Origin of the sequence: Bradyrhizobium sp. PSBB068, assembly GCA_016839165.1 — a bacterium.
Classification (GTDB): Bacteria; Pseudomonadota; Alphaproteobacteria; order Rhizobiales; family Xanthobacteraceae; genus Bradyrhizobium.
On the sequence record CP069300.1, the window covers coordinates 6,737,402 to 6,756,991 of the forward strand.

Below are 19,590 nucleotides of genomic sequence, written 5' to 3' on the forward strand. Positions count from 1 at the left end.
ATGGCGGATGGCTTGAGCACAGATAGGGTTTCCGCGGCGTTCGGGTGGACACGCGCGGCGGATGCCGGCTTGACCTTCCGTCATATCACCGAAGCCGACCTGCCGTTCCTCGCGCGGCTCTACGCCTCGACCCGCACCGAGGAACTGGCGGTCACCCCGTGGAGCGCGGAGCAGAAGGCCGCCTTCCTCGCCATGCAATTCCAGGCGCAGCACGCGCATTACCAGCAGCATTATCCGACCGCCGACTGGCTGGTGACGATGCGCGGCGGCGAGGATGTCGGCCGTCTCTATCTCGACCGCTGGCCGAGCGAGCATTGCGTCATCGATATCGCCTTGCTGCCGGAATATCGCGGATCCGGCCTCGGCGGCGCGCTGATGCGCGACCTGCTCGACGAGGCCGCCGCGGCCGGCAAGGCGATGTCGATCCATGTCGAGAAGTACAATCCCGCGATGCGACTCTATCGCCGGCTCGGCTTCGTGACCGAGGAAGACAAGGGCGTCTACGACCTGATGCGCTGGCGCGCACCGGAAGCTCCCGGCGGTCAGGTGAAGACCGCCTGATAGCCGTTGCCGTCTTCGAGCGGGCCAATCGGCACCAGGAAGATGTCGATCACGCCGAGCGCCGGATGCCGCACCGGATAGATCGCCTGCGGCAGCCAGGCCCCCTTCGGCCCCGCGAACAGCAGCGAGAACGCGCCGCCCGGCCGGCCGCTGTTGCCCGCGGGCTCGACCTTGGCGAGCTTCAGCACCACCACGCGATCCGCCGCCCGCAACTCGAACCCGGCATCCTGGTACGGCGTGAAGTCATCAATATGCAATTTCGCGAGATCGACGGTGGTCATGCGCACGTCCTTGTTGCTGTCGACGTGTAACACACGTCGCGACGATACCGTCAAGGCTTCTGCCGTGCTCTCTCGCGGTCATTCCGGAGTTGCTCTCTCCCTCGTCATTCCGGGGCGACGCAAAGCGCGTCGCACCCGGAATCCATTTCACCAAAAGTGATGCGGCCCGATGGATTCCGGGCCCTCGCTTCGCGAGCCCCGGAATGACGGGAGGATAGAGGGGCGGCCCTTGCGCGACGCTGGAGCCACAATCCCGTTCATCACCGAATGCGGTGGCTATGGGTCCTGGCTTTCGCCAGGACGACGGCGGTGGATGCGGAGCCTCCGACCGTGCCACCGAGGTCCCTGATGACGACCCCGATTTCCTCCGCTAACCTCCACCCAAACGACCGCCGGCAAGGCGGACCATTTTGAGGGAGAGGCGCGTGCATCGAGGCCGTGTCGTATTCGGCGCCATGGACGAGGTCGTGTTCGGGCGGCCCGCCCGTGAGGCCGTCGTCGAGCAACTGGACCGGCTGGGCGCGCAGCGCGCGTTCCTGATGGTGTCGGGCACGCTGAACCGCGACACCGACGAGATCGAGAAAGTCCGCGCGGCGCTCGGGTCCCGCTGCGTCGGGACCTTCGACAAGATGCCGGCGCATACGCCGCGCGCCGCGGTCATCACGGCGACGGAACAGGCGCGCGATGCGCAGGCCGATCTGATCGTCACCATCGGCGGCGGCTCGATCACCGATGGCGCCAAGGCGGTGCAGCTCTGCCTCGCCAACAATGTCACCACATCCGACGGCATCGATGCGATTCGCACCCGTGGTGGCGTCTCGCCCGAGATGAATTCGCCGGCCGTGCGCCAGATCAGCGTGCCGACCACGATCGCCGGCGGCGAGTTCTCGTCGATCGCGGGCGTCACCAACGAGGTCAAGCGGCAGAAGGAGATGCTGCGCCATCCGCTGGTGATGCCGCGCGCCACGATCCTCGATCCGGACCTGTCGGTGCACACGCCGGACTGGCTGTTTCTGTCGACCGGCATCCGCGCGGTCGACCATTGCGTCGAGGGCATCTGCTCGCGCGAGGCGCATCCTTACGGCGATGCGCAGGCGCTGAAGGGACTTGAGATGCTGGCGGCCGGCCTGCCGCGGGTGAAGGCCAACCCGAAGGACATCTCGGCGCGGATGGATTGCCAGATCGGCACCTGGCTCTCGACCGGCCCGCTCGCCTCCGGCGTTCCGATGGGCGCGAGCCATGGCATCGGCTATGTGCTCGGCGCCGAGTTCGACGTGCCGCATGGCTACACCTCCTGCGTGATGCTGCCGGCGGTGATGCGCTGGAACAAGCGCGACAATGCCGGCCGGCAGGCGCTGGTCGCCGCCGCGATGGGGCGTCCGGGCGAGGACGCAGGCGACGTGCTCGACCACTTCATCCGCGATCTCGGCATGCCGCGCAGCCTGGCCGAGGTCCGTGTCGGCCCTGAACATTTCGACCGCATCGCGGCGGGTGCGATGCGCACGCCCTGGGTGCCACGCAACCCGCGCAAGATCGACGGTCCATCGCAGGTTCGCGAGATTTTGCTGATGGCTGCCTAGGGCATGATCAAGTTGCGAGTGAGGGGGAAATAAAGCTCAATGTATACCGGCAAGCATGCTTACCTGCGTCCGCTGCAACCCGCCTTCATCATGGCCGGGACCGGCGAGATCGTCACCTATCGCGAGTTGGAGGCGCGCAACAACCGCCTCGCCCATCTGTTCCGCAACCGCGGCATGAAGCGGCTCGACCATTATTCGATCTTCATGGAAAACAACAACCGCTACCTCGAGGCCTGCGGCGCCGGCGAGCGCGCGGGCCTCTATTACACCTGCGTCAATTCCTACCTCACCGCGGGCGAGCTCGCCTACATCCTGACCAACAGCCAGTCGCGAATCCTGATCACCTCGAAGCTCAAGCTCGACATCGCACGCGAGGCACTCAAGGAGTGCCCGCAGGTCGAGCTCTGCATCGTGGTCGACGGCGACAGCGAGAGCGATCGCATCGTCGGACTGCGAGAAGCCACCGCAGGACTGCCGGCAACGCCGATCGCGGACGAATATGCCGGCACCGCGATGCTCTATTCCTCAGGCACCACCGGCCGGCCCAAGGGCATCGTGCGGCCGCTGCCGGAGCAGCCGCCGTCGCAAAACCTGCCGCTGTTCGATTTCCTGACCAAGCTCTGGCACTACCGCGAGGGCATGGTCTATCTGTCACCAGCGCCGCTCTATCACTCGGCGCCGCAGGCCGCGGTCAATCTGACCATCCGGATGGGCGGCACCGTCGTCATCATGGAGAGCTTCGATCCCGAACGCTATCTCGCGCTGGTCGAGAAGTGGGGCATCACCCACAGCCAGCTGGTGCCGACCATGTTCTCGCGCCTGCTGAAGCTGCCCGAGCAGGTGCGCACCCGCTACGACCTGTCGACGCTCGAGATCGCGATCCATGCCGCTGCGCCCTGCCCGGCGCTGGTCAAGGACGACATGATCAAGTGGTGGGGGCCGATCATCCACGAATATTACGGCGCGACCGAAGGCCTCGGCTTCACCGCCTGCAACAGCGAGGAATGGCTCGCACATCGCGGCACCGTCGGCAGGGTCCTGCTCGGCGACCTGCATATCCTCGACGAGAACATGCAGCCCTGTCCGAAGGGCACGCCGGGCACGGTGTGGTTCAAGACCGCGACGCCGTTCGAGTATTTCAACGATCCGGCCAAGACCAGCGAGGCGCGCTCGGCCGACGGCAGCATGAGCACGGTCGGCGACGTCGGCTATGTCGACGACGACAACTTCCTCTACCTCACCGATCGCGCCACCTTCATGATCATCTCCGGCGGCGTGAACATCTATCCGCAGGAATGCGAGAACCTGCTGATCACCCATCCCAAGGTCGCCGACGCCGCGGTGTTCGGCGTGCCCAATGTCGATCTCGGCGAGGAGGTGAAGGCGGTGGTGCAACCGGCCGAGGGCATCGCGCCGGGGCCGGAGCTCGCCGAGGAGCTGATCGCGTTCTGCAGCCAGTCCTTGTCGCGCCAGAAGGTGCCACGCTCGGTGGATTTCGAAGCCGAGCTGCCGCGGCTGCCGACCGGAAAGCTCTACAAGCGCCTGCTGCGCGACCGCTACTGGGGCAACAAGACCTCGCGGATCGTGTGAGCCGAGCGATGCGGCTGACGACGCTGATCCGATCGGGCACGCGCCGCCGCGCGACGGACTCGCCCCTCGCGCTGATTTCGCGCTATGCTCCGGGATTGCAAGCCAGCTTCGCCGGAGGCCGCCATGCCGTCGCCCCAGCCGCGCGAGCCGGAGCCGGTGCAGGCCGGCAGGCTCGAATTCACTGCCGCCGAGATTGGCGCGCTCGCCCACCTCTATCGCGGCGAGGTCTACCGCAGCACAGTCTGGCGCACCCGCCTCGACAGCTCGACCAACTGGGCTGTTGTCACCACCGGGATCGCGCTGTCCGCGACCTACAGCAATGCGGAGGCATCGCCTCTGCCGATGGTGCTGGTCGGCCTGCTGGTGACGGTCTTCCTGCTGTTCGAGGCGCGACGCTACCGCTACTTCAATGTCTGGCGTGCCCGTGCCCGGCTGCTCGAAACCGATTTCTACGCGCCGATGATCCGCGGCGAAGACCCATCGCCGAATGCGGCCTGGACCGAGCTGCTGGCCAACGACTATCGCCGCCCCAGCTACCACATCAGCTTTGCCCGCGCGGTCGGCCGGCGGCTGCGCCGTACCTACGGCTGGATTTTCGCGATCCAGGCCATCGCCTATTACGGCAAGCTGGCGATCCATCCGCTGCCGTTGGTGGCGGTGACCGACATCTGGGACCGCGCCTCGATCGGGCCGCTTCCGGGAGCCATCGTGGTCCTTGCCGGCGTCGCCTTTCATTCGAGCTGGGCGCTGTTCGCCTTCGTCACGCAGCGCATTGAGGTCGCCGAACGACGCACACGGCACAATCTGATCGCAATGGGTTGAGATGCAGCGGGCCGCGTTGCCGGTGGCGGGGTTTTGCCCTAACCTCGCTTCAACAAGAAAAATCAGGGAGGAGCTGCCGATGGACGTGATCCCACTGCGCGAGGGGTTTGGCGCCGAGCTGCGCGGCGTGACGCTGTCAGACGTTGCCGCCAGCGATGCGGCCTACGCGGCGGTGCGCGCAGCGTTCGAGGAACATTCGGTGCTGGTGTTTCGCGACCAGGAGGTCAGCGACGACGTCCAGCTCGCCTTCTCGCGCCGCTTCGGTCCGCCCGAGACGACCAAAGTCGGCTCGATGGGCACCGGCTCGCATTTCGTGATCCTCTCGACCTTCGGGCCCGACGGAAAGGTGGTGCCGTCGGATCACCGACAGCAGCTGCGCGCCAAGGCCAACCAGCTCTGGCACACCGATTCCTCCTTCAAGCGCGTGCCGGCGCTGACCTCGATCCTGTCCGCGCGGATCATCCCAGAACATGGCGGCGAGACCGAATTCGTCTCGATGCGGCTCGCCTTCGAGCGGCTCGACAAGGACGTGGCGAGGCGGCTGGAGAACTCGTTCGCCTGGCATTCCTACGCGCATTCGCGCAGCAAGGTGGCCGCCGGGCTCGCGACGACGGAGGAGGTCGACGCGCTGCCGCCGGTGTGCTGGCGCATGGTCTGGCGCAATCCGGTCAACGGCCGCGGCGCGCTGTATCTCGCCTCCCATGCTTACGGCGTCGAGGGCATGGATGCCGATGCCGGCAAGGCGCTGATCGAGCAATTGACCGAAGCGGCGACCGCGCCCGGCGTCAGCTATCTGCATCAATGGAAACAGGGCGACGTCGTGATGTGGGACAACCGCGCCACCATGCACCGCGGCCGCCCCTGGCCGGCGCATGAGGGCCGCCTGATGATCCGCACCACCATCTCGGCGACCGACGCCGATGGTGTCGCCAACATGCAACTCCCCTCGCCGCAGGCGACGGAGTGAAGCGAGTGGTGATGCGACACCGCCATCTTGAGGAGCGCGAAGCGCGTCTCGAAGGATCGACGGCCCGGCTGGTGGCCGTGCATCCTTCGAGGCTCGCTCCGCTCGCACCTCGGGATGACGGGAACGAGCCAACCGCGACACTAGCAATCGGCGACAAACTGTCGCTGATTGCAGTCAGCTTCACGCCACACGCTTCAGCGTTAGCAATCAAATTCCAACAGAGACTCGTCACCACATAGCAGAACGGCCGGAGTTCCACATCATCAGACCCAATATTCCCGGTCCCCGGGAATTTTATGGTCAGTTGTCATCCGAATTGCCAATCCCTTCGTGACCCTCGCCGGTTGCCCGACAGCCTCACCGTGGTATCGTCGATGCCAATCGGCCATTGAGACCGAAATTCGTGGAGGGGACCATGCGGAGCGTGCAAGCGCTGGCCGTCGCGGTGTTATCTGTGCTGACCGTCGGCGACGTTTCACGCGCAACCGAGCCGAAATCCGGCGGCATCTTCAGGATCTATCACCGCGATAGTCCCGGCAGTGCCTCGATCCACGAGGGCGCGACCTATTCGGTGAACATTCCGTTCATGCCGATCTTCAACAATCTCGTGATCTTCGATCAGCATGTCGCGCAGAACAGCACCAGCACGATCCGGCCGGAGCTTGCCGAAAGCTGGGCCTGGAGCGGCGACAACAAGACGCTGACCTTCAAGCTGCGCAAGGACGTGAAGTGGCATGACGGCAAGCCGTTCACGTCGGCCGACGTGAAATGCACCTTCGACATGCTGATGGGCAAATCGCCGCAGAAGTTCCGGCAGAACCCGCGCAAATCCTGGTACGATCAGGTCGACGAGGTCACGACCAACGGCGATGATGAAGCGTCGTTCAAGCTGAAGCGGCCGCAGCCGGCGCTGCTGTCGCTGCTCGCCTCGGGCTATTCGCCGGTGTATCCCTGCCACGTCTCGCCGGCGGAGATGCGCACCAAGCCCGTCGGCACCGGGCCGTTCAAATTCGTCGAGTTCAAGGCCAACGAATCGATCAAGCTCACCAAGAACCCGGATTACTTCAAGAAGGGCCTGCCCCATCTCGACGGTATCGAATTCACCATCATCCCGAACCGCTCGACCGCGATCCTCGGCTTCGTCTCCGGCAAGTTCGACATGACGTTCCCGACCGAGGTCTCGATCCCCCTGCTCAAGGACGTCAAGTCGCAGGACCCAAAAGCGGTCTGCGTGGTGGAACCGAACAACGTCTCCACCAACATCATCATCAATTCAACCGCCCCGCCGTTCGACAATCTCGACATCCGCCGTGCTTTAGCGCTGGCGCTCGATCGCAAGGCGTTCATCCAGATCATGTTCGAGGGCCAGGGCGACATCGGCGGCACCATGGAGCCGGCGCCCGCCGGCCTGTGGGCGATGCCGAAGGAGATGCTCGAATCGATTCCAGGGTATGGGCCCGACGTCGAGAAGAACCGCGAGGAAGCCCGCAAACTGATGCAGAAGGCGGGCTATGGTCCGGACAAGCATCTGCAGATCAAGGTGTCGACCCGCAACATCGCGGTCTATCGCGACCCCGCGATCATCCTGATCGACCAGATCAAGAGCATCTATATCGACGCCGAGCTCGACGTGGTCGACACCGCGCAATGGTTCCCGAAGATCGCGCGCAAGGACTATTCGCTCGGCCTCAACCTCACCGGCAACGCCGTCGACGAGCCCGACCAGTCGTTCTACGAGAACTATGCCTGCGGCTCGGAGCGGAATTACACCAACTATTGCAACAAGGACATCGAGAAGCTGTTCGACCAGCAGTCGGAAGAGACAAACGTCGACAAGCGCAAGAAGCTGGTCTGGGAGATCGACAGGAAGCTGCAGGAAGACGTCGCGCGGCCGATCATCTTCCATGCTCGCACCGGCACCTGCTGGAAGCCCTACGTGAGGAATGTCACGATCATGTCCAACAGCTCCTATAACGGCTACCGTTACGAAGACGTCTGGCTGGACAAATAAGCCACAAGCGAGATCAGGGAGAGAGCCAGGGTGTTTGCCTATATCGTGCGGCGGCTGTTCCTGATGCTGGTGACCCTGTTCGGGATCTCGGTCATCATCTTCGTGCTGCTGCGCGTCGTTCCCGGCAACATCGTCGATATCCTGTTCGATGCTGCCGGCTTCGTCGATCCCGCCGACAAGGCCAATCTGGAGCGCGAGCTCGGGCTCAGCCAGCCGATCGTGATCCAGTATCTGCACTGGATCGGCGGCCTGCTGCACGGCGATCTCGGCTATTCCTATGTCTCGGAGAAGCCGGCGCTGGAGGAGATCCTGCCGCGGATTCCGATCACCGCGCGGCTCGCGGGCCTGGCGCTGCTGTTCTCCGCCTCGATCGGCATTCCGCTCGGGGTGATCAGCGCGGTGCACCAGGGCTCCAAGCTCGACTACGCGCTGCGCGTCGTCAGCCTCAGCGGCCTGTCGCTGCCGTCGTTCTGGCTCGGGCTGTTGATCCTGATGGCCTCGGTCTCGCTGTTCGGCACCATGCCGATCTTCAATCCGAACCCGAAGACCTGGCTCGAGGCGTTCAGCATCTATGCGGTGCCGGCGATGGCGGTCGGCTTCCGCAGCGCGGCGCTGACCATGCGCATCACCCGCTCCTCGATGCTGGAGATCCTGCGCCAGGACTATATCCGCACCGCGCGCGCCAAGGGCGCCTCCGAGGCTTCCGTCAACTATCACCACGCGCTGAAGAACGCCGTGCTGCCGGTCATCACCGTGATCGGCATCGAGGCCGCGTTCCTGATCGGCGGGCTGATCGTAACCGAGACCGTGTTCAACATCCCCGGCATCGCTCGCTTCCTGGTCGAGGCGCTGCGCTGGCGCGACTATCCGATCGTGCAGAACCTCGTGATGTTCATCGCCGTCGTCGTGGTGGTCGTGAACTTCATCGTCGACATGATCTATGCGGCGGTCGACCCGCGTATCCGGTTCGGAGACTGACCTGATGGCGTCGATCAATTTCGACAGCGAATTGCGACGCGCCGGAGCCAACGCCACCGGCGGCTGGGGGCGGCTGGCCTTCCTCGCGCAGCGGCATGTGCTCGGCACGATCGGCCTGATCATCATGCTGCTGTTCGTGCTGACCGCAATCTTCGCCAATGTCATCAGCCGCTACGACCCGCTCACCGTCGATTCCACGCACCGGCTCGCCGCGCCCTCCGCGCTGCACTGGTTCGGCACCGATTCCTTCGGTCGCGATGTCTGGAGCCGCATCATCCATGGCGCGCGAATCTCGCTTGCGGTCGGCATTGGCTCGACGACGCTCGGCGCCACGCTCGGCGTCATCGTGGGCCTCGCCTCGGGTTATCTCTCCGGCTGGGTCGATCTCGTGTTCCAGCGGGTGACCGACATCCTGCAATCGCTGCCGCTATTGGTGCTCGCGCTTGTCATGACCGCCGCGCTCGGCCCGTCACTGCCGAACGTGATCCTTGCGATCGCCATACCCTTGATCCCGACCGTGGCGCGCGTGATCCGCGCCAACACACTGGCGCTGCGCGAGCAGCCGTTCGTCGAGGCCGCCAAATCGATCGGCATGAGCGATATGCGGATTGCGCTGCGCCACGTGTTGCCCAACACCATCGCCCCCCTGATCGTGCTCGCCACCGCGCAGCTCGGCTCGACCATCCTGACCGAGGCGTCGCTGTCGTTCCTCGGCCTCGGCATTCCCGAGCCCTATCCGTCCTGGGGCCGCATGCTGTCGGAATCTGCCGCCGAATATGTCCGCACCGCGCCGTGGCTCGTGATCTTCCCCGGCATCGCGATCAGCCTCGCCGTGTTCGGCACCAACCTGTTCGGCGACGCGCTGCGCGACATCCTGGATCCGAGGCAGCGCGGCTGATGAGCGAGACGATTGCGGCAGAGATGGTTCTCGACGTGAAGAACCTGCAGACGGTGTTCTTCACCAATTCCGGCCTATTCCGCGCGGTCGACGACGTCTCGTTCTCGGTCTGCCGCGGCGAGACGCTGGCGATCGTCGGCGAGTCCGGCTGCGGCAAAAGCGTCAGCGCGCTCTCGATCATGCGCCTGGTGCCGGATCCGCCCGGCCGCATCGTCGGCGGTTCGGTGACGCTCGAGGGTACCGACCTCCTGAAGCTCGACGATGCCGCGATGCGCGGCATCAGGGGCAACCGCATCTCGATGATCTTCCAGGAGCCGATGACCTCGCTCAATCCGGTGATGCGGATCGGCGACCAGATCATCGAGGCGGTGCGGCTGCATCAGAAGGTGAGCAGCAAGGAAGCTTGGAAGCAAGCCGTCGACATGCTGCGGCTGGTGCGCATTCCGGAGCCCGAGCGCCGCGCCCGGGAATATCCGCATCAGCTCTCCGGCGGCATGCGCCAGCGCGCCATGATCGCGATGGCGCTGGCGTGTCGGCCGGCGCTGCTGATCGCGGACGAGCCGACCACCGCGCTCGACGTCACCATCCAGGCGCAGATCCTGGCGCTGATCGTCGATCTGCAGCAACGGCTCGGCACCGGGCTGATCCTGATCACCCACGATCTCGGCGTCGTGGCGCAGACCGCGCAGCGCGTGATCGTGATGTATGCCGGCAAGAAGGTCGAGGAGGCGACGGTTGAAGCTCTGTTCGAGACGCCGCAGCATCCCTACACGCGCGGCCTGATGGCCTCGATCCCCGCGGTGCCCTCGCCCGACCGGAGCGAGGACGTGCGGCTGATCGAAATCCCCGGCATGGTGCCGTCGCTGACAAGGCTGCCGCCGGGTTGCGCCTTCGCGCCGCGCTGCAAACTCGCGGTCGACCGCTGTCGCCAGGAATATCCGCCGCTCGATGAGGTCAAGAGCAATCACTGGGCCGCATGCTGGCGCGCCGGCGAGATGGCGAAGGCGTCATGACCGAGCAGCGCCCGCTCCTTGAGGTCACTGACCTGGTCAAGCACTACCCGGTGCGCGGCGGCGTGCTGCGCCGGCAGGTCGGCACCGTACACGCGGTCGACGGCGTCAGCTTCGCACTCGGCGCGGGCGAGACGCTCGGCCTGGTCGGCGAATCCGGCTGCGGCAAGTCGACGGTCGCGCGCACCGTGCTGCGGCTGGTCGAGCCGACCAGCGGCGCGATCAGGCTCGATGGCGAGGACATCGCGCCGCTCAGCAAGTCGGCGCTGCGGCCGTACCGCCGTTCGATGCAGATCGTGTTCCAGGATCCCTTCGCGTCACTCAACCCGCGCATGACGGCGGGCGACATCGTCGGCGAGCCTCTCACCGTGCACGGCCTCGCGCGCGGCGTAAAAAAGCAGGATCGGGTCGCGGAACTGTTCCAGCAGGTCGGCCTGCGGGCCGACCAGATGAAGAACTTTCCGCATCAATTCTCCGGCGGCCAGCGCCAGCGCATCTGCATCGCGCGTGCGCTGTCGCTCGGGCCGCGGCTGATCGTCTGCGACGAGCCGGTCTCCGCGCTCGACGTCTCGATCCAGGCGCAGGTGATCAATCTGTTGATCGACCTGCAGCGCCAGCAGAACTTTTCCTATTTGTTCATCGCACACGACCTCGCTGTTGTCGCCCATATCAGCCACCGCGTGGCCGTGATGTATCTCGGCCGCATCGTCGAGATCGCCGACAAGCACGAGCTGTTCGCCAACCCGCGCCATCCCTACACCCAGGCCCTGCTCGCCTCGGTGCCGATCGCCGACCCCAAGGCGAAGCGTTCCGCACCGCTGATCGACGGCGACGTGCCGAGTCCGATCAATCCGCCGCCCGGCTGCGCCTTCCACACCCGTTGCCGCTACGCCATCGATCGTTGCAGGACGGAGCGCCCAGGATTGCAGGCGACCGGCGCGAGACATCAGGTGGCCTGCTGGCTGAATGATGGAACGGGGCGCGACGAGTAACTCAGCCGTCGTCCCGGCGAAGGCCGGGACCCATACGCCGCGGCCATGGAAACCGGCAAGCGGCCGGAGATCGTGCCGCCAACCAACATTCGTGGTTATGGGTCCCGGCCTTCGCCGGGACGACACCTGTTATGCGGCAGCCTCGATCTCCACCACGATCTTGCCCGTCGTGACCTGTTCGCCCTCGGCGACATCGATCGACGACACCGTGCCCGCGATCCCTGCGGTGTGGACATGTTCCATCTTCATCGCCTCCAGCGTCATCACCGGCTGGCCGGCCGCGACCTTGTCGCCAGCCTTCACCAGCACCGCGACGACCCGGCCGTTCATGGCAGCACGCACCATGCCGTCGCCGCCGGCGACTGACGCACTCTCCGGTGGCGCAAGCGTGAGGTCGCGGGCCGACAGCATGACGCCGCGATGCAAGACAAAGAGCCGATCGCCATCGCGCAGGAATTTAGCCTGCTCCATCAGGCCATCATGGTGGAAGCGGATGCTGTCTTGATCGAGCTCGTCGATCACGAAGCTGAAGCGATCGCCGTTGCGGCTCGTGAGGTAGTTCCCGTCGCGTTCGCGGACGATCTCGATCTCCTGCACGCCATGGCCGAGATCGATCCGCAAGCCGAGCGGGAATGTCGCCGACAGCGACCGGCCGCGCTGCCATGGCGGCGCATGCGGATGGGTGACGTAGAACAGCAGCGCCGCAAGCGCGAGGTCGCTGCCGCGATCGGCCCGCGGCGCCAACAGCGCATCACGGTTGTCGCCGATGAAGGCCGTGGTCGCCTCGCCCTTGGCGAAGACCGGATGACGCAGGCAGTCGATCAGGAAACCTTGATTGGTGGTGACGCCGAACGCCGTGACCTGCTCCAGCGCGCAGATCAACTTGCCGCGCGCCTCGTCTCGGGTCGCGCCGTGGCTGATGACCTTGGCGATCATCGAATCATAGAACGGCGGGATCTCCGAGCCGGATTGCAGCGCATGCTCGACACGGATGCCGTCAGGCATCTGCCAGCGCGCCATCGTCCCGGATTGCGGCATGAAGTCGTGCGCGGCATCCTCCGAGCACAGCCGCACCTCGATGGCGTGCCCGGAGAAGGTGACGTCCTCCTGTCTCACGCCGAGCGGCTCGCCCCTGGCGACACGGAGCTGCAGTTCGACCAGATCGAGCCCGGTGATCGCCTCGGTAACGGGATGCTCGACCTGAAGCCGCGTGTTCATCTCCATGAAGTAGAAATTGCCGGCGCGGTCGAGCAGGAACTCCAGCGTGCCGGCGCCCTCGTATCCGATCGCCTTGACCGCCTGCACCGCGACCGCGCCCATCAGCGCGCGCAGCTCCGGCGTCACCGCGGGCGACGGCGCCTCCTCGATCAGCTTCTGGTGCCGCCGCTGCACCGAGCAATCCCGCTCGCCGAGATGGATCGCATTGCCATGGCGGTCGCCGAACACCTGGATCTCGATGTGGCGCGGATCGACGATCGCGCGCTCGAGGATCACATTGGGGTCGCCGAACGCGCCCTGCGCCTCGGATCGCGCGCTGCGCAGCGCATCCGGAAACGCCGCGGCGTCCGCGACCAGCCGCATGCCGCGGCCGCCGCCGCCGGCCACCGCCTTGATCATGACGGGGAAGCCGATTGCCTTCGCTTCCGCCAGCATCGCGGCATCGCTCTGGTCGGCGCCCTGATAGCCGGGCAAGCAGGGCACGCCGGCCTTTTGCATGATGTCCTTGGCGCCGGCCTTGTTGCCCATCGCAAGGATCGCTTCCGGCGACGGGCCAATGAACACCAGACCCGCATCGCGGCAAGCCTGCGCAAAGTCTTCGTTCTCGGCGAGGAAACCGTAGCCGGGATGCACCGCGGCGGCGCCGCTTGCCTTGGCGGCCGCGATGATCGCGTCGATCTTCAGATAGGATTGCGCCGGCAGCGCCTCACCGATCCGCACCGCCTGGTCGGCCTCGCGCACATGCAGCGCGTCGCGGTCGGCGTCAGAGTAGACCGCGACGACGCTGTAGCCGAGCCGCCGCGCCGTGCGCATGATGCGCAGCGCGATCTCGCCGCGGTTGGCGATCAAAACCTTGAAGAACGGCGTCCGCTTCACGATGGTACCGCTCATGGCCGCGCCACCGAGAACTGCATGCGCTGCGGGGTCCGCGCCTCAGCCTCGCGGCAGATCGAAAGCACCTCCGACAGCACCGTCCGCGTATCGCGCGGATCGATCACACCGTCGTCGAGCACGCGGGCGCTGGTCGAGAACACGTCCATTTGGCTGTCGAACACACCGGTGATCTGCGCCTTCATGGCGTCCAGCTTCTCCTTTTCGATCGGCTTGCCGCGCCGCGCGGCCGCCGCCTCCGTGACGATCGCCATGGTTTCGGCGGCCTGCTCACCGCCCATCACGGCGGTCTTTGCATTCGGCCAGGAGAAGCAGAACCGCGGATGGAAGCCGCGGCCGCACATGCCGTAATTGCCGGCGCCGAACGAGGCGCCGCAATACAGCGTGATCTGCGGCACCGTTGCCGAGGTTACCGCCTGGATCATCTTGGAGCCGTGCTTGATCATGCCGGCCTCCTCGTAGGCGCGGCCGACCATGTAGCCGGTGGTGTTGTTCATGTAGAGGATCGGTGTGCGCGACTGGCAGCAGGCCTGGATGAAATGCGTCGCCTTGTTGGCTCCGGGCACATCAAGCGGGCCGTTGTTGGTGATGATGCCGATCGCTTGGCCCTGGATGCGGGCATGACCGCAGACCGTGGCAGGTCCGTAATTGGCACCGAACTCGGTGAAATCGGAATCATCGATGAAGCGCGCGATCGCCTGGCGCATGTCGACGGGTCGTTTGTGATCCATCGGCATGATGCCGAGCAATTCCTCGGCGTCGTAGCGCGGCGGCTTGAACGCGGCAGGTTCTGGGCTCGGCCGGTCCCATGGCAGCTTGGCCATGATCTCGCGCGCGATGCGCAGCGCATCGCGGTCGTCCTCGGCTAGATAATCGCCAAGTCCCGAGACTTGGGTGTGCATCTCGGCGCCGCCGAGTTCTTCCTCGGTCGCAATCTCTCCGGTGGCGGCCTTGAGCAAAGGCGGTCCGGCAAGGAACGCGCGGGTGCGGCCACGCACCATCACGATGTAGTCGGAGAGCCCGGTCTGGTAGGCACCGCCCGCGGTCGAGGAGCCGTGAGTCACGGTGACGACGGGCAGCCCGGCCGCCGACAGTCGCGCCAGATTGCGGAAAATGTTGCCGCCGCGGACGAAATCCTCCACGCGGTAGCGCAGCAGGTTGGCGCCGGCGCTTTCGACCAGCTGCACATAGGGCAGCTTGTTCTCCAGCGCGAGCTCCTGCACCCGCAGCGTCTTGTCGAGACCGTAAGGTTGCAGCGCGCCGGCGTCGATGCCGGCATCATTGGCGCTGACCATGCAGCGGATGCCGGAGACGAAGCCGATGCCGGCGACCAGTCCGCCGCCGGGCACGCTCCTGTCGGCATCAGCCACATCGAACATGTAGCCGGCGAGCGTCGACAATTCGAGGAAGGGCGAGCCGGGATCGAGCACCAGCGCGACGCGCTCGCGCGGCAGCAGCTGGCCTCGCTTGTGGAAGCGATCCTTGGCGGCGGCGGAGGCCGTGCGCGTGCGCTCCTCCAGCCCGCGCATCCGTGCGATCAGCGCCAGCATGCCGTCGCGATTGCCCTGGAATGTGTTGCTGCTGGTGGAAATCGTGTTCTCGATGATGGCCACTAGGCGCGCTCCACAAAATGCCCGCTATACTGCTGCCGCAGTTCGACCTTGCGCAGCTTGCCGGTCGCGGTCATCGGCATCTCCTCCAGGATACGCACCAGCTTCGGCACCTGGAAGCCGCCGAGATGCTTTCGGCAATGCGCCTCGATACCGGCCTCGTCGGCGACCGCACCGGGCTTCAGCTTGACGAAGGCTGAGACCGCCTCGCCCCATTGCGGATGCGGCAGCCCGACCACGGCTGCGTTCTGCACGGCGGGGTGCGCGAGCAACGTCTCCTCGATCTTGACGGAGGCGACGTTCTCGCCGCCCGACTTGATCATGTCCTTCTTGCGATCGAGGAACAGCACCTCGCCATTGGCATCGATCAGGGCAACATCGCCGGTATGATGCCAGCCAAACTTGCGTGCCTCCTCGGTCGACTTCGGGTCCTTGTAGTAGCCCATCATCACGTTGGGGCCGCGATGCACCAGCTCGCCGATCTCGCCGCGCGGCAACAGATTGCCGTTGTCGTCCATGATCGCGGTCTCGTTGACAACAAGCGACTCGCCCCAGTAATTGCCGAACCGGTCGAGCTGCACCTCCGGCCGCGACATCGTCGTCGCCGGATACATCTCGGTCTGGCCGCTGGTCAGCACGAAATTCGGACAGAGGTCGGCGATGGCACGCTCGAGCAGCGGCTTGCCCATCGGCGCCATGGTGTAGATGCAGCAGCGCAGGACCGACAAATCGTATTCGCGCCGGCGCGGATGATCGAGGATCGCCTGGTACATCAAGGATAGGCCGACGAACACCGTGAGCCTGTCGCGGACGATCGCCTCCATGCAGACCACCGGATCGAAGCCGCGCATCAGCGCCATGCGACCGCCGACCGAGAGATAACTCAGCAGCAGCACATGGCCGGCGCAATGGAACAACGGAAACTGCCCGGTGATCCCGTCATGACGCGACAGCTGCATCTCGATGCAGTTGCTCATCACGGCCATGACCACGGCAAGGTGACAATGCATCGCGCCCTTTGGCCGCGACGTCGTGCCTGACGTGTAGATGATCATGGCGAGATCGCGGTCATTGATCTCGATCTCCGGCTCGATGTCGGACTGCCCTTCCAGCAGGCCGTTGAATTCCTGCAGTCCGGTCTTGCCCGCGTTGCCAGCCAGGTCGACCGCGATCATCTCCATGCCGCGCGCCTCCAGCGCGGCGCGCCGGTCGGCCTGGGCATGGAGGTTGTCGTCGATGATGGCAAAGCGGACTTCGGCATGGCCGAGGATGTAGTCCATGTCCGCCGGGCCGAGCATGGTGTTGATCGGCACCCAGACCAGGCCGGCGCGGTGGATGCCGAACAGCGCTTTGACGAACTCGACGGAGTTGTTGCAGATCGTCGAGATCTTCTCACCCGGCTTCAATCCACGCTGCACCAGATGGTTGGCGAAGCGATTGGCGTCGCGTTCGAGCTCGGTGAAGGTGACCTGTCTGCCGCCATCGGTCAGCGCGACGCGATCCGGAAACCGCCGCGCGGCGCGCTTCAGCAGATCGCCGATCGCGACCCGCCCGATGCGGCCTGGGCCCGTGACGCCGCCGGTTGCTGCGAGATTGTCCATGCCTTGCTCCTTGCTCGCTGTCATTCCGGGGCAGCCCGAAGGGCTGAGCCCGGAATCCATGGCGCCAAAGGACGTGCGGCCTGATGGATTCCCCGATGCGCAATTGCGCATCTGAGTTTCACGCTCCGCGCGCCCCGGAATGACGTCAGTGCCTGACCCCGAAAATCTGCCGCGCCTCCGCCGGGCTCGCGATCTCGCGGCCGGCGCGGCGGGCGCAGGCGGCGAGCCCTTCGACGAGCTGTCCGTTCGACGTCACCTTGGTGCCGTCGCCGAGATAGAACGTATCTTCCAGCCCGCTGCGCAGATGGCCGCCGAGATCGGCGGCGCGCTGGTGCAGCGGCCAGATCTCGGCGCGGCCGATCGCGGTGACCTGCCAATGCGCCTCCGGCGCCTTCAGCTTCAGGAGGATCGGCAACAGCTCCGGATCGGCCGGCATACCCGAGGCGACCCCCATGACGAAATTGTATTCGAGCGGGCCGGAATACATCCCGGTCTGCCGGTACATGCCGACGCAGCGCACGATACCGACGTCGAAGCATTCGAATTCCGGGATGGTGCCGGCCGTCTTCATCACGTCGAGATAATCCTGCACCTTCTCGACCGCGTTATCGAACATCATCGGCGGCCAGGCCCAGGTGTTGTCGGCCTTGACCTTCAGATAATTCAGCGAGCCGGCGTTGCAGGCGGCGATCTCCGGCTTGGTCTCGCGCACGCAGTCGAGCGCACCCTGATAATTCGGACCCGAGGTGCCGGTGGTGTGGTTGATGATCACGCCGGGGCAGGCCTCGCGGATCGCCTGCTGGATTTCCTTGCTGACGCCGACGTCCCAGGACGGCAGATGGCCCTTGTTCGGCTCCTGCTGACGCAGATGAATGTGCATGATGCTGGCACCGGCGTTGAACGCGGCCTTGGCCTCGCGCGCCATCTGCTCCGGCGTCACCGGGACATTGTGCTGCTTCGGGTCGGTAAGCACGCCGTTCAGCGCGCAGGTGATGACGGCCTTGTCGCTCATGGGTCTCTTGTCCGCTTTGCAGTGCACGTGCGCTGCTGATTTTCCCATGATGAGAAATTTGCCGACCGGCCATCTTGCGTTGACTGGCTGTGTCGATGCGCTCACGACACAATCCGCCATCAGCCGGTTAACACAAGACGCCACGCCCACGTGACGCGTAGCCTTGCTGCAAAGCAAAGCGGCGCAACAAGCCGGCATCACGGGGAGAACGACATGGTCTCGATCAACCGGCGCACCTGGCTGACCGGCGCGGCAGGTGCGGGACTTGCCGCAGTCGGAGGTCTCAAACCTTCGTTCGCCGAAGACATGCCCGGCGTCACCGCGACCGAGATCAGGATCGGCAGCACCACTTCACTCAGCGGCCCGGTGTCGGCGCTCGGCGTGCAGGCGCGCTGCCAGGAAGCTTATTTCAAGATGCTGAACGAACAGGGCGGCATCGCCGGCCGGCAGATCAAGTACATCTATTACGATGACGCGTTCAATCCGGCGAAGACGGTCGAGCAGGTGCGCCGCCTGATCGAGAGCGACAATGTCGCCTTCCTGTTCAACATGCTCGGCACCGCGCCGAATTCGTCGGTCGTCAAATACATCAACGCCGCCAGGGTGCCGCATCTGTTCCTGTCGGTAAACGGCGACAAATGGGGCGACTACAAGACCTATCCCTGGACCATGGGCTTTGCGCCAAGCGCGCGGACCGAGGCACAGGTGTTCGTCAAATATGCGCTGAGCCAGCACAAGGACGCGAAATTCGCGGTCCTCTACCAGAACGACGATCTCGGCAAGGATTTCGTTGCCGGCGCAAGGGACGTGCTCGGCGAGCGGTTCGCGACGTCGGCCGTCGTGGCCTCGCACGAGGTCACCGATCCGACCATCGATTCCCAGATCGTCGCGCTGCGCGGCGCCAATCCCGACGTGCTGATCTCGGGCACCACGGCAAAGTTCTGCGCGCAGTCGATCCGCAAGATCTATGAGCTCGGCTGGAAGCCGATGCATTTCATCGCCAGCGGCGCGGCATCGATCTCCTCGACCATTGCGCCCGTCGGCCTCGACAAGTCGCAGGGCACGATCTCGTCGGCTTATGTGAAGGACGTCGCCGATCCGGCCTGGGCCAATGATCCCGGCGTGAAGGATTTCCTCGCCTTCATGGCGAAGTACTTTCCCGACGGCAACCCGAAGGAGGGCTACAGTCTCTACGCCTACACGGTGGCGCAGGTGCTCAAGATCGTGCTCGAGCAGTGCAAGGGCAACTTCAGCCGCGACAACATCATGGCGCAGGCGAACAATCTTAGAGATGTCGAAGTGCCGACGCTGTTGCCCGGCATCAAGGTCAACACCAGCCCGACCAATCATCACCCGCTGCAGCAGCTGCAGCTGCAACGGATCGAAGGGCCCGGCTGGCTGCGGTTCGGCGAGGTGATCCAGGGCGCGAATTTGTAAGGGTAGAAAATCCCAGGTGTCGTCCCGGCGAAAGCCGGGACCCATACCGCGTGATCTATCGATGGATCGGGATGGCAGACACCTGTCGAACCGACAGGCTATGGTGGTTATGGGTCCCGGCCTTCGCCGGG

The 19,590-nt window shown here is 65.1% G+C and carries 16 protein-coding genes; 11 read left to right on the forward strand and 5 right to left on the reverse strand.

Features of this window, described 5'->3' with window-relative positions:
- A complete protein-coding gene (locus JQ507_31260; GenBank protein QRI69297.1) occupies positions 1-561 on the forward strand; it encodes a GNAT family N-acetyltransferase in 561 nt (186 codons plus the stop codon).
- On the opposite strand, the gene JQ507_31265 is transcribed toward JQ507_31260, so the two are convergent.
- Entirely contained in the window at positions 543-848 is a 306-nt protein-coding gene (locus JQ507_31265) for a hypothetical protein (GenBank protein ID QRI69298.1), read from the reverse strand. The genes JQ507_31260 and JQ507_31265 overlap by 19 nt on opposite strands.
- Positions 849-1,267: 419 nt before the next feature.
- Between JQ507_31265 and JQ507_31270 the strand changes: the two genes are divergently transcribed.
- The 9 genes from JQ507_31270 (at position 1,268) to JQ507_31310 (ending at position 11,690) form a co-directional block, all read left to right on the forward strand.
- Complete coding sequence (locus JQ507_31270) at positions 1,268-2,422, forward strand: iron-containing alcohol dehydrogenase (GenBank protein ID QRI69299.1); 1,155 nt, start codon at positions 1,268-1,270, stop codon at positions 2,420-2,422.
- Positions 2,423-2,461: 39 nt separating this feature from the next.
- On the forward strand, positions 2,462-4,012 hold the full coding sequence (locus JQ507_31275) for an AMP-binding protein (protein ID QRI69300.1): 1,551 nt from the start codon (positions 2,462-2,464) through the stop codon (positions 4,010-4,012).
- An 84-nt stretch (positions 4,013-4,096) separates the two neighbouring features.
- Positions 4,097-4,834 (forward strand): DUF2270 domain-containing protein, encoded by a 738-nt coding sequence (locus JQ507_31280; GenBank protein ID QRI69301.1) that lies wholly within the window; start codon positions 4,097-4,099, stop codon positions 4,832-4,834.
- 79 nt (positions 4,835-4,913) lie between these two features.
- Positions 4,914-5,801 carry a TauD/TfdA family dioxygenase gene (locus JQ507_31285; GenBank protein QRI69302.1) on the forward strand — a complete coding sequence of 296 codons (888 nt, stop codon included), beginning with the start codon at positions 4,914-4,916 and terminating at the stop codon, positions 5,799-5,801.
- A 415-nt stretch (positions 5,802-6,216) separates the two neighbouring features.
- Positions 6,217-7,812, forward strand: coding sequence for an ABC transporter substrate-binding protein (locus JQ507_31290; protein QRI69303.1), 1,596 nt, complete (start codon positions 6,217-6,219; stop codon positions 7,810-7,812).
- A gap of 30 nt (positions 7,813-7,842) precedes the next feature.
- Positions 7,843-8,790: an ABC transporter permease gene (locus JQ507_31295; protein QRI69304.1), complete on the forward strand. Its 948-nt coding sequence runs from the start codon at positions 7,843-7,845 to the stop codon at positions 8,788-8,790.
- Between the two features lie 4 nt (positions 8,791-8,794).
- On the forward strand, positions 8,795-9,688 hold the full coding sequence (locus JQ507_31300; protein QRI69305.1) for an ABC transporter permease: 894 nt from the start codon (positions 8,795-8,797) through the stop codon (positions 9,686-9,688).
- Entirely contained in the window at positions 9,688-10,701 is a 1,014-nt protein-coding gene (locus JQ507_31305) for an ABC transporter ATP-binding protein (protein QRI69306.1), read from the forward strand. The genes JQ507_31300 and JQ507_31305 overlap by 1 nt, the downstream gene beginning before the upstream one ends.
- Positions 10,698-11,690 (forward strand): dipeptide ABC transporter ATP-binding protein, encoded by a 993-nt coding sequence (locus tag JQ507_31310; GenBank protein ID QRI69307.1) that lies wholly within the window; start codon positions 10,698-10,700, stop codon positions 11,688-11,690. The genes JQ507_31305 and JQ507_31310 overlap by 4 nt, the downstream gene beginning before the upstream one ends.
- A 129-nt stretch (positions 11,691-11,819) precedes the next feature.
- Here JQ507_31310 and JQ507_31315 read toward each other — a convergent pair whose 3' ends face one another.
- The 4 genes from JQ507_31315 to JQ507_31330 all read right to left on the reverse strand — a co-directional run bounded on the left by JQ507_31315 (position 11,820) and on the right by JQ507_31330 (position 18,022).
- A complete protein-coding gene (locus JQ507_31315) occupies positions 11,820-13,799 on the reverse strand; it encodes an acetyl-CoA carboxylase biotin carboxylase subunit (GenBank protein ID QRI69308.1) in 1,980 nt (659 codons plus the stop codon).
- Positions 13,796-15,412: an acyl-CoA carboxylase subunit beta gene (locus JQ507_31320; protein QRI69309.1), complete on the reverse strand. Its 1,617-nt coding sequence runs from the start codon at positions 15,410-15,412 to the stop codon at positions 13,796-13,798. Before JQ507_31320 ends, JQ507_31315 begins: the two co-directional genes overlap by 4 nt.
- Positions 15,412-17,010, reverse strand: coding sequence for an AMP-binding protein (locus JQ507_31325; protein QRI69310.1), 1,599 nt, complete (start codon positions 17,008-17,010; stop codon positions 15,412-15,414). The genes JQ507_31320 and JQ507_31325 overlap by 1 nt, the downstream gene beginning before the upstream one ends.
- Positions 17,011-17,155: 145 nt before the next feature.
- Entirely contained in the window at positions 17,156-18,022 is an 867-nt protein-coding gene (locus JQ507_31330; protein QRI69311.1) for a 3-keto-5-aminohexanoate cleavage protein, read from the reverse strand.
- A gap of 213 nt (positions 18,023-18,235) precedes the next feature.
- Here JQ507_31330 and JQ507_31335 point away from each other — a divergent pair, with 213 nt between their 5' ends.
- The gene (locus tag JQ507_31335) at positions 18,236-19,459 is read left to right on the forward strand and encodes an ABC transporter substrate-binding protein (protein ID QRI69312.1); all 1,224 of its coding nucleotides are present in this window, start codon (positions 18,236-18,238) and stop codon (positions 19,457-19,459) included.
- Positions 19,460-19,590 lie beyond the last annotated feature (131 nt).

Excerpts from the sequence above, each read along its gene's own strand:
- JQ507_31260 (QRI69297.1), top strand. The coding sequence starts at position 1 with ATGGCGGATGGCTTGAGCACAGATAGGGTTTCCGCGGCGTTCGGGTGG.
- JQ507_31275 (QRI69300.1), top strand. The coding sequence starts at position 2,462 with ATGTATACCGGCAAGCATGCTTACCTGCGTCCGCTGCAACCCGCCTTC.
- JQ507_31280 (QRI69301.1), top strand. The coding sequence starts at position 4,097 with ATGCTCCGGGATTGCAAGCCAGCTTCGCCGGAGGCCGCCATGCCGTCG.
- JQ507_31285 (QRI69302.1), top strand. The coding sequence starts at position 4,914 with ATGGACGTGATCCCACTGCGCGAGGGGTTTGGCGCCGAGCTGCGCGGC.
- JQ507_31290 (QRI69303.1), top strand. The coding sequence starts at position 6,217 with ATGCGGAGCGTGCAAGCGCTGGCCGTCGCGGTGTTATCTGTGCTGACC.
- JQ507_31300 (QRI69305.1), top strand. The coding sequence starts at position 8,795 with ATGGCGTCGATCAATTTCGACAGCGAATTGCGACGCGCCGGAGCCAAC.
- JQ507_31305 (QRI69306.1), top strand. The coding sequence starts at position 9,688 with ATGAGCGAGACGATTGCGGCAGAGATGGTTCTCGACGTGAAGAACCTG.
- JQ507_31310 (QRI69307.1), top strand. The coding sequence starts at position 10,698 with ATGACCGAGCAGCGCCCGCTCCTTGAGGTCACTGACCTGGTCAAGCAC.
- JQ507_31315 (QRI69308.1), bottom strand. The coding sequence starts at position 13,799 with ATGAGCGGTACCATCGTGAAGCGGACGCCGTTCTTCAAGGTTTTGATC.
- JQ507_31325 (QRI69310.1), bottom strand. The coding sequence starts at position 17,010 with ATGGACAATCTCGCAGCAACCGGCGGCGTCACGGGCCCAGGCCGCATC.
- JQ507_31330 (QRI69311.1), bottom strand. The coding sequence starts at position 18,022 with ATGAGCGACAAGGCCGTCATCACCTGCGCGCTGAACGGCGTGCTTACC.
- JQ507_31335 (QRI69312.1), top strand. The coding sequence starts at position 18,236 with ATGGTCTCGATCAACCGGCGCACCTGGCTGACCGGCGCGGCAGGTGCG.